The 14,218-nt window shown below is 72.4% G+C and carries 16 protein-coding genes and 1 tRNA gene; 9 read left to right on the top strand and 8 right to left on the bottom strand.

What is annotated here, in order from left to right:
- Positions 1–34: 34 nt before the first annotated feature.
- The 7 genes from K415_RS0110170 to K415_RS0110140 form a co-directional block, all read right to left on the bottom strand.
- The gene (locus K415_RS0110170; protein ID WP_024286946.1) at positions 35–538 is read right to left on the bottom strand and encodes a hypothetical protein; all 504 of its coding nucleotides are present in this window, start codon (positions 536–538) and stop codon (positions 35–37) included.
- Complete coding sequence (locus K415_RS0110165) at positions 535–1,170, bottom strand: RNA polymerase sigma factor (protein ID WP_024286945.1); 636 nt, start codon at positions 1,168–1,170, stop codon at positions 535–537. The genes K415_RS0110170 and K415_RS0110165 overlap by 4 nt, the downstream gene beginning before the upstream one ends.
- Before the next feature lie 285 nt (positions 1,171–1,455).
- Positions 1,456–2,178 carry a 50S ribosomal protein L1 gene (gene rplA, locus K415_RS0110160; protein ID WP_024286944.1) on the bottom strand — a complete coding sequence of 241 codons (723 nt, stop codon included), beginning with the start codon at positions 2,176–2,178 and terminating at the stop codon, positions 1,456–1,458.
- Positions 2,179–2,302: 124 nt separating this feature from the next.
- Complete coding sequence (gene rplK, locus K415_RS0110155) at positions 2,303–2,734, bottom strand: 50S ribosomal protein L11 (protein WP_024286943.1); 432 nt, start codon at positions 2,732–2,734, stop codon at positions 2,303–2,305.
- 66 nt (positions 2,735–2,800) lie between these two features.
- Entirely contained in the window at positions 2,801–3,604 is an 804-nt protein-coding gene (gene nusG, locus K415_RS0110150) for a transcription termination/antitermination protein NusG (RefSeq protein ID WP_024286942.1), read from the bottom strand.
- A gap of 87 nt (positions 3,605–3,691) precedes the next feature.
- Complete coding sequence (gene secE, locus K415_RS0110145; protein WP_024286941.1) at positions 3,692–3,976, bottom strand: preprotein translocase subunit SecE; 285 nt, start codon at positions 3,974–3,976, stop codon at positions 3,692–3,694.
- Between the two features lie 91 nt (positions 3,977–4,067).
- A tRNA-Trp gene (locus K415_RS0110140) sits at positions 4,068–4,140 on the bottom strand.
- Between the two features lie 211 nt (positions 4,141–4,351).
- Between K415_RS0110140 and K415_RS0110135 the strand changes: the two genes are divergently transcribed.
- The 8 genes from K415_RS0110135 (at position 4,352) to K415_RS0110100 (ending at position 12,414) form a co-directional block, all read left to right on the top strand.
- Positions 4,352–5,593 (top strand): pyridoxal phosphate-dependent aminotransferase, encoded by a 1,242-nt coding sequence (locus K415_RS0110135; protein ID WP_024286940.1) that lies wholly within the window; start codon positions 4,352–4,354, stop codon positions 5,591–5,593.
- A 113-nt stretch (positions 5,594–5,706) separates the two neighbouring features.
- The gene (locus tag K415_RS0110130; RefSeq protein ID WP_024286939.1) at positions 5,707–6,627 is read left to right on the top strand and encodes an ABC transporter ATP-binding protein; all 921 of its coding nucleotides are present in this window, start codon (positions 5,707–5,709) and stop codon (positions 6,625–6,627) included.
- The gene (locus tag K415_RS0110125) at positions 6,624–7,481 is read left to right on the top strand and encodes an ABC transporter permease (RefSeq protein ID WP_024286938.1); all 858 of its coding nucleotides are present in this window, start codon (positions 6,624–6,626) and stop codon (positions 7,479–7,481) included. The genes K415_RS0110130 and K415_RS0110125 overlap by 4 nt, the downstream gene beginning before the upstream one ends.
- A gap of 24 nt (positions 7,482–7,505) precedes the next feature.
- A complete protein-coding gene (locus K415_RS0110120) occupies positions 7,506–8,852 on the top strand; it encodes a sensor histidine kinase (RefSeq protein WP_024286937.1) in 1,347 nt (448 codons plus the stop codon).
- The gene (locus tag K415_RS0110115) at positions 8,849–9,478 is read left to right on the top strand and encodes a response regulator transcription factor (protein WP_024286936.1); all 630 of its coding nucleotides are present in this window, start codon (positions 8,849–8,851) and stop codon (positions 9,476–9,478) included. The genes K415_RS0110120 and K415_RS0110115 overlap by 4 nt, the downstream gene beginning before the upstream one ends.
- A gap of 98 nt (positions 9,479–9,576) precedes the next feature.
- On the top strand, positions 9,577–10,269 hold the full coding sequence (locus K415_RS0110110; RefSeq protein WP_024286935.1) for a response regulator transcription factor: 693 nt from the start codon (positions 9,577–9,579) through the stop codon (positions 10,267–10,269).
- A 73-nt stretch (positions 10,270–10,342) separates the two neighbouring features.
- A complete protein-coding gene (locus tag K415_RS0110105; RefSeq protein ID WP_155859429.1) occupies positions 10,343–10,861 on the top strand; it encodes a hypothetical protein in 519 nt (172 codons plus the stop codon).
- A gap of 50 nt (positions 10,862–10,911) precedes the next feature.
- Entirely contained in the window at positions 10,912–12,414 is a 1,503-nt protein-coding gene (locus K415_RS0110100; protein ID WP_029663546.1) for a cell wall metabolism sensor histidine kinase WalK, read from the top strand.
- Between the two features lie 70 nt (positions 12,415–12,484).
- On the opposite strand, the gene K415_RS22755 is transcribed toward K415_RS0110100, so the two are convergent.
- Positions 12,485–12,997 (bottom strand): hypothetical protein, encoded by a 513-nt coding sequence (locus tag K415_RS22755; protein WP_155859428.1) that lies wholly within the window; start codon positions 12,995–12,997, stop codon positions 12,485–12,487.
- A 120-nt stretch (positions 12,998–13,117) separates the two neighbouring features.
- Here K415_RS22755 and K415_RS0110090 point away from each other — a divergent pair, with 120 nt between their 5' ends.
- Positions 13,118–14,215, top strand: coding sequence for an adenosine deaminase (locus K415_RS0110090; RefSeq protein ID WP_024286931.1), 1,098 nt, complete (start codon positions 13,118–13,120; stop codon positions 14,213–14,215).
- Positions 14,216–14,218 lie beyond the last annotated feature (3 nt).

The following is a 14,218-nucleotide window of genomic DNA, read 5'->3' as shown; positions in this document are numbered from 1 at the left end:
TCCTCTTCTCAGGCAAGGCTGCGGACAACGGTGGTCACAGGTCGATGACGGGCGTGCTCACGGCGTGTCCCTCGCCGTCCAGACGCCGCAGGACCAGACTCGCCGGCCCGGGTGCGACGTCGGGCAGCGAGAACCGTCCGTCGGCGTCCGACCGGGTGCCGACGCAGCCGTCCGGCCGGTAGAGCTCGACCACGAAGGTCGTGGCCGGTGCGCTCCAGCCGTCGATGCGGACACCGCCGCCCGGCCCCGCCGAGAGCGAGATGAGCACGGTCACCGAGTCGGTGCTGAAGGTGATCGTCCGGGTCTCGACCGACGCCGTCCCCGTCCAGTCGCTCTCCCCGCGCAGTGCCAGAGCGGGCGTCTCGACCCGGCGCAGCTCCATGAGCTCGGCGTGCAGACCCTCGAGCGTCAGCGCGAAGAGGCTGCGCTCGACGAGGCCGTCCGGCACCGGGTCCGCTGCGCTGACGAGGCGGGCGAGGTCGGCCAGCACGGCGTGGTCCGACGACGTCATGGGCTCGTTCTCGGGGTACTCGGTCATGCGTCGGCCCACCCTTCGTCGCGGTCGAGCAAGGTGCGCAGCTTCGCGAGGCACCGGCCGCGGGTGACGCCCACGGCCGTGACCCGGACCCCGGTGGCCTCCGCGATGGCCTTGTAGTCGGGACGGTCGGCGATCGCGACGAAGCGCAGGATCTGCTGACACCGTTCCGGGAGGTCGCGGAACCGGCGCCAGAGCACCCGGTCCCGCTCGTCACGGAGCACCGGCTCGTCCGGCGGCGGGTCCGTCGACCGAAGCTCCCTGGCCGGCGACAGCTCCGCATCGGGCAGCTCGGTCGTCCGTCGGTCGTGCTCCCGGCGATGTCGCGTCGCCTGCCAGGCTGCCCGCCGCGCGCTGACCACGAGCCACTTCAGGACGGCGTCGGGGTCCCGGATCGACTCGGCGTTCCGGACGAGCGCGAGCCAGATCCCCTGGACGACGTCCTCGGCCTCGTCGCGTTCGACGCCCTGGGACCGGACGATGTGCCACAGCAGAGGCGTCGCCTCGCGCACGAGGTCGGCGAGCAGGTCGGTCCGCCCGGCGCGGTAGGCCGCCAGGGCCACCGAGGCGCGACCACTGAGCGTCGCAGGGGCGACGTCGATGTCGCCGGTCGTCCCGTCCGCAGTCCGGTTCATCGATCGGAGCCCTTCCCGGTCCTGGGGAGATCCGAGCGTACGGCCGCGTGTCGCCGGCCCACAACCACCCTCGCCATCGCGCCCCTCCTCGTCCGGCTGAGCGACGCAACCCGGAGCGCTGCCGTCCGGGCGCCGCACCTGAGATGTCGACCTCAGGACCTCAGGAGCGCGGTGGCACCGATCTGTGACCGTCCGGGGACGGGGAGCTCGATCGACGATCGTGCCGGGGAATGCCGCAGGCCCGGCCCCCGCACGGGGGACCGGGCCTGGTGCGACAGAGGGACGTCAGCCGGCGTCGGTCTCGTCCTCGGTCAGGTTGCGCGTCTTGTTCTGGTCGACCGGGATGCTCGGGCCCATCGTCGTGGCGACGAAGGCCTTGGTGATGTAGCGGCCCTTGGACGACGCGGGCTTGAGGCGCAGGACCTCGTCGAGCGCCGCGGCGTAGTTCTCGACCAGCTGGATGTCGGTGAAGGTCGTCTTGCCGATGATGAAGTGCAGGTTCGAGTGCTTGTCGACCCGGAACTCGATCTTGCCGCCCTTGATCTCGGCGACGGCCTTGGCGACGTCCATCGTGACCGTGCCGGTCTTCGGGTTCGGCATGAGCCCGCGCGGACCCAACACCTTTCCGAGGCGACCGACCTTGCCCATCATGTCCGGCGTGGCGACGGCCGAGTCGAAGTCGGTGTACCCGGCGGCCACCTTCTCGATCAGCTCGTCGCCACCGACCTCGTCGGCACCCGCGGCGCGAGCCTGCTCGGCGCGCTCACCGGTGGCGAAGACCAGGACCCGTGCGGTCTTGCCGGTGCCGTGCGGCAGGTTGACGGTGCCCCGGACCATCTGGTCCGCCTTGCGGGGGTCGACCCCGAGGCGGAAGGCCACCTCGACCGTCGCGTCGTACGTGGTCGACGACGTGGCCTGGGCCAGTCGGACGGCCTCGAGGGGCGCGTAGAGACGCTCCCGGTCGATCTTCTCGTTCGCGGCGCGATACGCCTTGCTGTGCTGTGCCATCTGCTCTTCTCCTTGGTCGGCAGTCGTGGTCGTCGGGCCGCACATGGCCCTGCCACTGGGTGCTGCTGGGTCGTGCTGGGTCGTGCTGGGTCGTGCTGGGCGTACGGGTGCTGCTGGGTCGTGCTCAGCCCTTGACCGTGATGCCCATCGACCGGGCGGTGCCGGCGACGATCTTCGACGCGGCGTCGAGGTCGTTGGCGTTGAGGTCCTCGAGCTTCACCTGGGCGATCTCGCGGACCTGCGCGGCCGTCAGGGTCGCGACCTTGACGGTGTGCGGGGTCGGCGAGCCCTTGGCGACGCCGGCGGCCTTCTTGATCAGCTCGGCTGCCGGCGGGGTCTTGGTGATGAAGGTGAAGGAACGGTCCTCGTAGACCGTGATCTCCACCGGGATGACGTCCCCGCGCTGCGACTCGGTCGCGGCGTTGTACGCCTTGCAGAACTCCATGATGTTGACGCCGTGCTGGCCCAGGGCAGGGCCGATCGGCGGCGCCGGCGTGGCAGCGCCGGCCTTGATCTGCAGCTTGATGAGGCCGCTGACCTTCTTCTTGGGAGGCATGTCGGGTCCTTACGTGGTGACTACCGGGTGTCCGGCGACGTCGCGCGACGCCACCGGGTGTGTTCCTCAGATCTTGGCGACCTGGTTGAACGACAGCTCGACCGGGGTCTCCCGGCCGAAGATCGAGACGAGCACCTTGAGCTTCTGGCCCTCGGCGTTGATCTCCGAGATCGTCGCCGGGAGCGTGTCGAACGGCCCGTCGGTGACGGTGACCGACTCGCCGACGATGAAGTCGACGGCGATCTTCGGAGCAGCGGCAGCGGCCGCCTTGGCCCGCTCGGTGACCGGCGCCAGCATCGGCGCGAGCATCGAGAAGACCTCGTCGAGGGTCAGCGGGACCGGCTGGTGCGTGTGACCGACGAAGCCGGTGACGCCCGGCGTGTGCCGCACGGCGCCCCATGACTGGTCGGTCAGGTCCATCCGCACCAGGACGTACCCGGGGATCCGCACCCGGCGCACGACCTTGCGCTGGGCGTTCTTGATCTCGGTGACCTCTTCCATCGGCACCTCGACCTGGTGGATGTACTCCTCCATGTTGAGGCTCTGGATGCGGTTCTCGAGATTGGCCTTCACGCGGTTCTCGTAGCCGGCGTACGAGTGGATGACGTACCACTCGCCGGGCTGGATGCGCAGCTGGTTCCGGAACTCCTCGACCGGGTCGACCTCTTCCGGCTCAGCAGGGGTCTCCGGCTCGGGCTCCGGCTGGTCCTCGACGGCTTCGGCATCGCCGTCCGCGGCGTCGACCTCGGTCCCGGCGTCCGCCGGGTCGACAACGGCCGCGTCGTCACCGTCGGTGGCGACGTCGGCCACGACACTCTCGGCGACCGGCGTCTCGTCCTGCTCGGTCGGCTCCAGCGACTTCTGCGACACGGGGTGAACCTGCTTTCTGCTGACTGCGTGCTCTGGCTTGACGGGTTGGTGCTCCGGACGCTGCGGCGTCTGGCGGCCGGGACTCGGCTAGCCGCCGAAGACCCAGGCGACCAGCGATCCGATGCCGAGGTCGAGCACGGTGACGAAGGCCATCACGACACCGACGAACACCATGACGACCGACGTGTAGCGCAGCAGCTCGGCCCGCGTGGGACGGACCACCTTCTTGAGCTCCGCGACGATCTGGCGGATGAACCGGGCGATGCGTGCGAACAGGCCGAGACGGGCCTTCTGGCCGCCACGCGCCGGTCGCGAGCCGCCGCGCCCCGTGCCCTCGGCACCGGAGGCTGCCGCCCGTGCGGATTCGCTCACAGTTGGTCCCTACGTCTCGTCCGTGTGTGGTGCGCCCGGCGCACCCAGGGGTGCTGACCCGACGCGTCGACCGTGCGGCCGACCGTTCACGCAGGGCAGGAGGGACTCGAACCCACAACCGCCGGTTTTGGAGACCGGTGCGCTACCAATTGCGCCACTGCCCTTCGAGCCGCGGCCAGGAGGTCGTCAGCCCACGTGCGGCGGCGGCGTCCTCGTGATGCGCCGGACCTGCTCGAGGGCATGGCGCATCATGGCGGACGTCAACCACCAGCGGTCGAGTGTACGTGCTCCGACGGCGTGGGTCGAACGCGCAGTCCGGTGGACGCCGGACGACCCGCCGCCCCGACGGCGGCGACCCTCTGCCACTATGGACCGGTGAGCCAGACACCTGCGCACCGAGCCCCGTCCGTCGCGTCGCACACGCGGATCTCCACGCGGATCGGCGCGATCGCCGAGTCCGCGACCCTCGCGGTCGACGCCAAGGCCAAGGCGCTCAAGGCGGCCGGGCGCCCGGTGATCGGTTTCGGCGCGGGCGAGCCGGACTTCCCCACGCCGCAGTACATCGTCGAGGCGGCGATCGCCGCCTGCTCGGTGCCGGCCAACCACCGGTACACCCCGGCGGCCGGGCTTCCGGACCTGCGTGCGGCGATCGCAGCCAAGACGCTGCGCGACTCGGGCTACCCGGTCGACGCGAGCCAGGTCCTGGTCACCAACGGTGGAAAGCAGGCCGTCTACCAGGCCTTCACGACGGTCGTCGACGTCGGCGACGAGGTCCTGCTGCCGGCGCCGTACTGGACGACCTACCCGGAGGCGATCCGGCTGGCCGGCGGCGTCCCGGTCGAGGTGTTCGCCGGTGTCGACCAGGGCTACCTCGTCACGGTCGAGCAGCTCGAGGCAGCCCGCACCGAGCGGACCAAGGCCCTGCTGTTCTGCTCGCCGTCCAACCCGACCGGTGCCGTCTACTCCGCCGAGCAGACGGCCGAGATCGGCCGCTGGGCCCTCGAGCACGGGATCTGGGTGATCACCGACGAGATCTACGAGCACCTGACCTACGACGACGCCGCCTTCACCCCGATCGTCCGCGTCGTGCCGGAGCTCGCCGAGACCGCCATCGTGCTCAACGGCGTCGCGAAGACCTACGCGATGACCGGCTGGCGGGTGGGCTGGATGATCGCGCCGAGCGATGTCACCAAGGCCGCGACCAACCTCCAGTCGCACCTGACGTCGAACGTCGCGAACGTCTCGCAGCGGGCTGCGATCGCCGCGGTGACCGGCGACCTGTCGGCCGCGCACGAGATGCGCACCGCCTTCGACCGCCGGCGTCGCACCATGGTCGAGATGCTCTCGGAGATCGACGGCGTGGTCTGCCCGACCCCGAAGGGTGCGTTCTACGCCTACCCGAGCGTCGAGGGCGTGCTCGGCAGGACGATCCGAGGCGTCACCCCGACGACGTCGGCCGAGCTCGCTGCCCTGATCCTCGAGCAGGTCGAGGTCGCCGTCGTTCCCGGTGAGGCCTTCGGACCGAGCGGGTTCCTGCGTCTGTCCTACGCGCTGAGCGACGACGACCTGGTCGAGGGCGTCGGCCGGATCCAGCGCCTGCTCGCCGAGGCGCAGTAGCCGGACGCGTCGGCACCGCGTGCCCACCGAGGGCCGCGTCCACCGATCGGTGGACGCCAGATCCCATCCGTCGGTGCTGCCGGTCGGTGGTCGTCGTGAGCCAGGGTTGAGCCATGACACAGCCCCATGACGTCGCGGTGCACGTCCGCGACCTGCACAAGCACTACGGCACCAAACGTGCCGTCGACGGTCTGGACCTGACGGTCGAGCGCGGCGAGGTGTTCGCCGTCCTCGGGCCGAACGGCGCCGGCAAGACCACGACGATCGAGATCCTCGAGGGCTTCCGCGAGCGGGACAGCGGTGAGGTGTCGGTGCTCGGTGTCGACCCGCAGCAGGCCGCCCGTCTCTGGCGCAGCCGGATCGGCGTCGTCCTGCAGAGCGCCGACGACCAGGCCGAGCTGACCGTCGCCGAGCTGGTGCACCACTTCTGCCGGTACTACCCGGGTTCGCGGGACGCCGACGAGGTGATCGCAGCCGTCGGGCTCACCGACAAGGCAGCCACCCGCACACGGCAGCTCTCCGGCGGTCAGCGCCGCCGACTCGACGTCGCGCTCGGCATCGTCGGCCGGCCCGAGCTCCTCTTCCTGGACGAGCCGACCACCGGCTTCGACCCCGAGGCGCGCCGGTCGTTCTGGGGCCTCATCGAGGGCCTGCGCGACGACGGCACGACGATCCTGCTGACCACGCACTACATGGAGGAGGCCGAGCACCTGGCCGACCGCTGCGCCATCGTGCGTGACGGCCGGGTTGTGGCGCTCGACTCCCCCGCAGCCCTCGGCGACCGTGCTGCCCGGCAGGCCGTCGTGCGCTGGATCGAGGACGGCGTGCCGCGGGAACGGACCACGCCGACGCCGACCGCCGTCGTGGCCGACCTGGCAGCCCGGCACGCTCCGGGGGAGGTGCCCGGCCTCGAGATCGTCCGGCCCACGCTCGAGGACGTCTACCTCAGCCTCACCGGTGCCGTACCCGTGCACACGGTCGCCCTCGAGGCCCTCATCCCCACCCACGACGACCAGACGGAGACCGTTCGATGAGCGCCGCGACCACCACCGCCCCGACGGCAGCCGGAACCCTGGCCCTGCCGTCGCTGCTCAGCCTGTCGGTCGCCCGGACGAGGCTCGAGCTCACGACGTTCTTCCGGGAGCGCGACGCCGTCGTGTTCATCTTCGCCTACCCGGTGATCATGCTCGCGATCTTCGCGACGGTGTTCGGCCAGGACGGCGCGACCGTCGGTCCGGAGCCCGGGATCCCGTTCGGGCAGTACTTCCTGCCCGGCATGGTCGCCACCGGGGTCATGCTCTCGAGCTTCCAGAACCTGGCGATCTCGATCGCCGTCGAGCGGGACGAGGGCGGGCTCAAGCGCCTGCGCGCGACGCCGATGCCGGCGTCTGCGTACTTCCTCGGCAAGATCGGCTCGGTGCTGGTCACCTCGCTGGTCCAGATGGCGCTGCTGCTGGCTGTCGCCGGTCTGATGTTCGACATCGACCTGCCCACGACGGTCGACCGCTGGCTGACCTTCGCCTGGGTCTTCGCCCTCGGCACGGCGACGGGAGCGGTCTGCGGCGTCGGTTTCTCCTCGGTGCCCCGCTCCGGCCGGAGCGCATCGGCCGTCGTGACGCCGATCGTCCTGGTCCTGCAGTTCGTGTCCGGGGTCTTCTTCGTCTTCAACGACCTGCCCCGGTGGATGCAGCAGGTGGCCGAGGTGTTCCCGCTCAAGTGGATGGCCCAGGGCATGCGGTCGGTCTTCCTGCCCGACCAGGCCGAGGCGTTCGAGGTCTCGGGGTCGTGGCAGCACCCGACCATCGCCCTGGTGCTCGCGGCCTGGCTCGTCGTCGGCCTGGTCCTCGGGATCAGGACCTTCCGGTGGCGGCGGCGCGATGACGGCTGACGACGGCGTACCGTCGGTCGGGCGATGACGACGAAGAGCACCCGGTCGGCGGCGGGACCTCCTGCCGCCGACCGTCACCGGTCTGCCCGGACCGTGCTGTCGGAGCGGGCCGACTTCTGGGCCAGGTCCCTGCGCGGCTGGGACCTGGCGTTCTACCTCGGCTGTGCGATCGCGGCCTGCGCCATGCTCGTGACCGGCGGCCTGGTCGCGGCGGTCGCGCTGAGCATCGGCATCCTCGTCCTGCTGGTCGTGACGTACCTGACGATCGGACGACGCGCGGCCGTCTCCGGCAGCGAGCCGCTGGCCCTGGCCTACCTGGCCGTCCTGGTGGTCGCGACGGTGGCCCTGGTGTGGATCGACCCTGTCTCCACGATCATCCTGTTCATCGCCTACTCCCAGATCTGGTTCTTCTCGCCGAGTCGGCGGATCGGCGTCGCGATCTGCACCGTGCTGACCATCGGTGTGTTCGGTGCGCTCGTGGTCACCAGCCCGGAGGAGGGTGTGGCGAACATCGTCGCCCAGGGCGCACTGGCGCTGGCCTTCGCCGTCCTGCTCGGTCTGTGGGTGACCCAGGTCGCCGAGCAGAGCGAGGACCGGGCCGACCTGATCGCCCGACTCGAGGCAGCTCAGGAGGAGCTCGGGCTGTCGCACCACGCAGCCGGCGTCGCCGCCGAGCGCGAGCGGATGGCCCAGGAGATCCACGACACCCTCGCGCAGGGCTTCACCAGCATCGTGATGCTCGCGCAGACCGCGAGCGCCGACCTGCACCGGGGCGAGGCCGAGCGCGCCGCGGAGCGGATGGCACTCGTCGAGCAGACTGCCCGGGACAACCTCGCCGAGGCCCGCGCGCTGGTGGCCGCCTTCGTCCCGGCGGGGCTGCAGGGCTCGACCCTCGGCGAGGCGCTCGAACGCCTCGCCGGGCGCTTCGAGCAGGAGACCGGCGTGCGCGTCGAGCTGATCGTGCCGACCACCGGGCCGGGGGTGCCGGTGCTCACGCGGGACACCGAGGTCGTCCTGCTGCGCGCCGCGCAGGAGGCCCTGTCCAACGTGCGGCGCCACGCCGCCGCCCAGCACGTCCGGCTCATGCTCTCGGCCGGCGGCGACCCTGCCGACGGCACCGCAGGGGTCCGCCTCGAGGTCGTCGACGACGGCAGCGGGATCGCCCCGTCGGCGCAGGAGGGCATCGGCCTGCGCGGGATGCGCGCGCGCGTACGCTCCGGCGGCGGGGAGGTCGCGGTCGGCGGGGTAGCCGAGGGTGGTACCCGGGTGGTGGTCACCCTCCCGATGCCGGACGGCGACACGACCGACAGTGCCACGACCGACAGTGACCCACCCGATGACGGCACGACCGATCAGGAGACCGCACCATGACGATCCGCCTCGTCGTCGTGGACGACCACCCGGTGGTCCGGGCCGGGATCGTCGGTCTGCTCGGCGGCGAACCGGACCTCGAGGTCGTCGGCGCGGCCGCCGACGGCGTCGAGGCGATCGGGCTCGTCGAGTCCCTGCGGCCCGACGTCGTCCTGATGGACCTGCGGATGCCGGTGATGGACGGTGTCGAGGCGACCGGGCGCATCCTGGCGATCGCGCCCCAGGTCCGGGTGGTGGTGCTGACCACCTACGAGACCGACGCGGACATCCTGCGTGCGGTCGAGGCCGGCGCGACCGGCTACCTGCTCAAGGACACGCCCCGTGAGGACCTCGTGGAAGGTGTGCGGGCCGCGGCACGCGGCGAGACGGTGCTGGCGGCGTCGGTCGCGCGTCGGCTGATGTCCCAGGTCCGCAGCGGTCAGCAGGAACGGTTGACGGCGCGTGAGCTCGAGGTGCTCGCCGGGGTCGCCCGGGGTGGCAGCAACGCGCAGATCGGGCGCGAGCTGTTCATCGGCGAGGCGACGGTCAAGACCCACCTGCTGCGCATCTTCACCAAGCTCGGTGTCGACGACCGGACCCGGGCCGTGACGGTCGCCCTGGAGCGCGGCATCCTGCGGTCGCCCTGAACGGTGCCTGCGTCCGGATGTCCCGCGAGTCCTCGGCAGGCGCCGCGACCCGTCGGCGGCCAGACTCGTACCCACACCGAGGACAGGGAGGGCGGCTCATGAGCCAGATCCTCATCGCCGAGGACGAGGAGCGCATCGCCTCGTTCGTCGCCAAGGGCCTGCGCGCCGCCGGGCACGCGCCCCTGGTGGTCGGCACCGGCCGTGAGGCGTACGACCTCGCCGCGGCCGGCAGCGTCGACCTGCTGATCCTCGACCTCGGGCTGCCCGACGGGGACGGCTTCACCGTGCTGCGCCGGCTGCGCGAGGCGGGCAACGCCGTACCCGTGATCATCCTGACGGCGCGGACCTCGGTCACGGACACCGTGGCCGTGCTCGAGGCCGGTGCCGACGACTACATGGCCAAACCCTTCCGGTTCGAGGAGCTCCTCGCGCGGGTCCGGCTGCGGCTGCGTCCACGCAGCGAGGGGAGCAGCAGCGACACGACCACGCTGCGCCACGGCACCCTCGGCCTGGACCTGCGCACCCGCAAGGCCGATGTCGACGGCCGCGAGGTCGACCTGTCCGCACGGGAGTTCGCCCTGACCGAGGCCTTCCTCCGCAACCCCGGCCAGGTCCTCAGCCGCGAGCAGCTGCTGTCCCGGGTGTGGGGCTACGACTTCGACCCCGGCTCCAACGTGGTCGACGTGTATGTCCGCTACCTGCGCAAGAAGCTCGGCACGGATGTCATCGAGACGGTGCGCGGCATGGGGTACCGGTTGGCGGACGGGCCCTCGGCGGTCACGCGCGGCTGAACCGGGGCGGACGCCACCGCCGGGGTCCCGGCCTCGCGTGGTGACCCTGGCGACCGGCACGTACCCTCGGAGCATGGCCCGCGGCGCGACTCTGGTGAACGGCGGCGCCGCGATGGTCGCGCTGGGCGTGGTCGCGTGCGTGATCGCCTTCCCGACCGCACCGCACCCTGAGCTCGGCGGCCCGGTGACGACCTCGTTCGTCGACCAGGTCCCGACGCCTGCGCCGGCGGGCGGGATCCAGGACGTGCTGCCGGCCGCGCAGGTGCCGGCGGCCTCGGACGCCGACGCCCTGCCGTCCGACCAGGGCGCGGCCGTCGCGGCAGCTCCCGCGCTCCCGGCTACCGACCACGCCGGACCTGCACCCGCCCTGGACGACCGGACCGCGCGCGACCCGGACCGCACGGCCCCGACCACGTGGGGCCAGGGCGACACGACGCGGGACGGCGACGGCTACCGCGAGCGCACGGCCGATGGCACGGCGTACCACGACGGCGCCGGCACCTGGGAGCCCACCGGCGACGGGATGCTTCCGGCCGGCCGCGACCTGTCCGGCGACGGCGACGGCCGGGACGACGGCCGCGGCGGACGGTGAGTGCTCCCGGACGCTTCGCCCGGCCCCCGGCGACCGTCCGGGTACGGGTCATGGCAGCCGTCCTGCTCCTCGCCGCGCTGGCGCTGACGATCGCCGGCTCCACCGCCTACGTGCTGCAGGTCCGACGCACCGACCTGCGCATCGACGCGTCGCTCGCGCGGGCCGTCACGGAGATCCGCGAGGCTGCCGACACGGGCGTCGACCCGGAGACGGCCGAGACGTTCACCAACGTCTCGGACCTGCTCTACCGGACGGTCCAGCGCCGTGCCCCGGCGCTGGAGGAGGGCGTGATCGCCCTGGTCGACGGACGTCCCCGGTGGCTCGCCCCCCGCAGCACGCCACTGCGGCTCGAGGACGACGAGGAGCTGATCGCCGAGCTCGCCGCCCTGCCGACCGACGGTGACGTGACCCTGCGGACAACCAGCACGCCGATCACGCAGTACCGGTACGTGGCCGTTCCGGTGACCATGCCCGTAGGCGGCGAGCAGGGACTGTTCGTCGTCGCACACGACAGGGGGGCCGAGCACGCGAGCCTGCTGGCGACGTTCCGCACCTACGTGCTGGTCGCGCTCGCCTCGCTCCTGGTGATCGCTGTCGTCGGCTGGTCCGTCGTCGGGCGGCTGCTCGCGCCGCTGCGGCGGGTGCGCAGCAGCACCGAACGGATCACCCGGTCCGACCTGTCCGGACGCATCCCGGTCACCGGCAGCGACGACGTCGCCGCCGTCGCGGTCGCCGTCAACGGCATGCTCGACCGGCTGGAGTCGGCGTTCGACGCCCAGCGCCGGCTGCTCGACGACGTGGGCCACGAGCTGCGCACGCCGCTGACCATCATCCAGGGCCACCTCGAGCTCGCCGACCCGACCGATCCCGACGACGTGCGCACCGCCCACGGCATCGCACTGGACGAGCTCGACCGGATGCACCGGCTGGTCGAGGACCTCATGGTCCTGGCCAGGGCCGAGCGGCCCGACTTCGTGCGCCGCGCGCCGGTCGACCTGGGCCGGCTCACGGACGACGTGCTGGACAAGGCACGGACGCTGGGCGACCGCCGGTGGTCGGTCGCCTGCCGGGCGGAGGTCGTGGCCGACGTCGACGGTCAGCGCCTGACCCAGGCCTGGCTCCAGCTGGCCGCGAACGCGGTGCGCTTCTCGGGCCTGGGCACAGCGATCACGATCGGCAGCGAGGCCGACGACGGCGTCCTGCGGCTGTGGGTCCGCGACGAGGGGATCGGCCTGGCCGCCGCCGAGGCCGCGCGGGTGTTCGAACGCTACGACCGTGGACACCAGGGGGTCGCCGCCGATGGCGCCCTGGAGCCGCCCCAGGGCCGCGACGAACGACGGCGGGACGCACGGCGTAGTGACGCGCGGCGGACGACGGACGGTGCCGGGATCGGGCTGGCGATCGTCGCGGCGATCGCCGCTGCGCACCAGGGAACGGCTCGGTGGGAGCAGCCGGACGGCCCCGGTGCCCGGTTCGTGATCGAGCTCTCGTCCGGGACGCCCGGCCGGGACAGCACTACCGGACCTGCCCGGCACCGGCCCACCGACGACTGACCCACCGGCGCTGTGCGCAGCCGGTGGGTCAGTGGATCGGGGCAGTCAGGCCCCTGGGGTGCCGGCTCGGTCAACGACCGCCGTCGTGGCCACCGCGGTGGTGCCCGCCGCCGAAGCCGTCGCGGTCACCGTCGTGCTCGCCGTCACGGTCGCCGTCACCGTCACACTCGCCGTCCTTGCCGTCGACGGCCGGGTCGACCGGCGCCGGGTCGGCAACGGCCTGAGCCTCGAGGGCCGCAGCGGCGTCACGCACGGCCTGCTCGGCGGCGGCGGACTCGGCAGCGGCCTGGTCGGCAGCGGCCTGAGCAGCAGCAGCGTCGGCGGCGGCGACTGCTGCCGCCTCGGCGGCGGCCTGCGCGGCTGCGGCCTTGGCGGCCGCCTGCTCGGTCAGCGCCTGGAGCCGGGCCACCAGCTGGGCGTGCAGGGCGACAGCGGCGTTGCGCGCCTCGATCGACTGGACGGTCGACGACTCGGTGGTGGTGGTGGTCTCCGTCGTCCCACCGGTGCCGAAGGCGGCCGAGCCGCTGAGCAGGGCCAAGCCGGTCAGAGCACTCACGGCCGTCACGATTCTGCGGTTCTTCATCGTTCCCCCTCTCGAGGCGCCGATCTGGCGCCCGATCGAGCTCTCATCCTGCGGCACCCGCGTGAGAGCGCCAGGTGAGCGCGATGAGGGTTCTCTCATCGTGGCTGGCACACTGACCCGATGCGCGACCTGGTGACTCTGCCGAAGGCGCACCTGCACCTGCACTTCACCGGGTCGATGCGCAGCGCGACCCTCGCCGACATGGCCGCGGCGCGTGGCGCTCGCCTGCCGCGTGCGCTGCTCGACGGCGACCCCGTGCGGCCGCCGGTCGACGAACGCGGCTGGTTCCGCTTCCAGCGCCTGTACGACGCCGCGCGCGCCTGCGTCCGCACCGAGGCGGACATGCGCCGGATCGTCGCCGAGGCCGCGGCCGACGACGCGGTCGAGGGGTCGGGACGGCTCGAGCTGCAGGTCGACCCGACGTCGTACGCGCCGTTCGTCGGCGGCATCACGGCGGCGCTCGAGATCATCCTGGACGAGGCGCGCTCGGCGAGCGCTGCGACCGGCGTCGAGGTGGGCGTGATCGTCGCCTCGTCGCGGGTCCGGCACCCGCTCGATGCCAGGACCCTCGCGCGCCTGGCGGCCCGGTATGCGGGGCACGGCCCGGGACAGGTCGTGGGCTTCGGCCTGAGCAACGACGAGCGCCGTGGCGTGACGGCGGAGTTCGCACCAGCCTTCGCGATCGCCCGCCGGGCCGGGCTCGCGTCGGTGCCGCACGGCGGCGAGCTGTTGGGCGCGGAGCACATCCGCGAGGTGCTCGAACACCTCGCGCCGGATCGGTTGGGCCACGGCGTCCGGTCGGCCGAGGACCCTGGTGTGCTGGCCGACGTCATCGAGCGTGGGGTCGCGCTCGAGCTGTGCCCGGCATCCAACGTGTCCCTCGGGGTGTACGCAGAGGACCACCACGTACCGCTGCGGGCGCTCGTCGCCGCCGGGGCGACGCTGGCCCTCGGTGCGGACGACCCGCTGCTGTTCGGGTCACGGCTCGTCGCGCAGTACGAGGTCGCACGACGCGTGCACGGCCTCGACGACGCCGAGCTCGCCGAGCTGGCCAGGGGCTCGGTCCGGGCCTCGCGGGCGACGCCAGCGACCCGCACGCGGCTGCTCGCGGGGATCGACGCATGGCTGGCCGAGCCCGACCGCCCCGCCACGGGCGACCGCACCGCAGCAGTCGGCACCGCCGCCGCCGGTACCGCAGCCGCCGGTACCGCGGGCTGACCG

The sequence above is a fragment of the Cellulomonas sp. KRMCY2 genome, assembly GCF_000526515.1.
Classification (GTDB): domain Bacteria; phylum Actinomycetota; class Actinomycetes; order Actinomycetales; family Cellulomonadaceae; genus Actinotalea.
This window is presented reverse-complemented; position numbering and strand designations above follow the sequence as displayed.

Bases quoted from the DNA above. Each gene is read 5' to 3' on its own strand.
- K415_RS0110100 (WP_029663546.1), top strand. From the start codon at position 10,912: ATGGCAGCCGTCCTGCTCCTCGCCGCGCTGGCGCTGACGATCGCCGGC.
- K415_RS0110125 (WP_024286938.1), top strand. From the start codon at position 6,624: ATGAGCGCCGCGACCACCACCGCCCCGACGGCAGCCGGAACCCTGGCC.
- K415_RS0110110 (WP_024286935.1), top strand. From the start codon at position 9,577: ATGAGCCAGATCCTCATCGCCGAGGACGAGGAGCGCATCGCCTCGTTC.
- K415_RS22755 (WP_155859428.1), bottom strand. From the start codon at position 12,997: ATGAAGAACCGCAGAATCGTGACGGCCGTGAGTGCTCTGACCGGCTTG.
- K415_RS0110130 (WP_024286939.1), top strand. From the start codon at position 5,707: ATGACACAGCCCCATGACGTCGCGGTGCACGTCCGCGACCTGCACAAG.
- K415_RS0110115 (WP_024286936.1), top strand. From the start codon at position 8,849: ATGACGATCCGCCTCGTCGTCGTGGACGACCACCCGGTGGTCCGGGCC.
- K415_RS0110090 (WP_024286931.1), top strand. From the start codon at position 13,118: ATGCGCGACCTGGTGACTCTGCCGAAGGCGCACCTGCACCTGCACTTC.
- rplA (WP_024286944.1), bottom strand. From the start codon at position 2,178: ATGGCACAGCACAGCAAGGCGTATCGCGCCGCGAACGAGAAGATCGAC.
- rplK (WP_024286943.1), bottom strand. From the start codon at position 2,734: ATGCCTCCCAAGAAGAAGGTCAGCGGCCTCATCAAGCTGCAGATCAAG.
- K415_RS0110170 (WP_024286946.1), bottom strand. From the start codon at position 538: ATGACCGAGTACCCCGAGAACGAGCCCATGACGTCGTCGGACCACGCC.
- K415_RS0110105 (WP_155859429.1), top strand. From the start codon at position 10,343: ATGGCCCGCGGCGCGACTCTGGTGAACGGCGGCGCCGCGATGGTCGCG.
- K415_RS0110120 (WP_024286937.1), top strand. From the start codon at position 7,506: ATGACGACGAAGAGCACCCGGTCGGCGGCGGGACCTCCTGCCGCCGAC.
- K415_RS0110165 (WP_024286945.1), bottom strand. From the start codon at position 1,170: ATGAACCGGACTGCGGACGGGACGACCGGCGACATCGACGTCGCCCCT.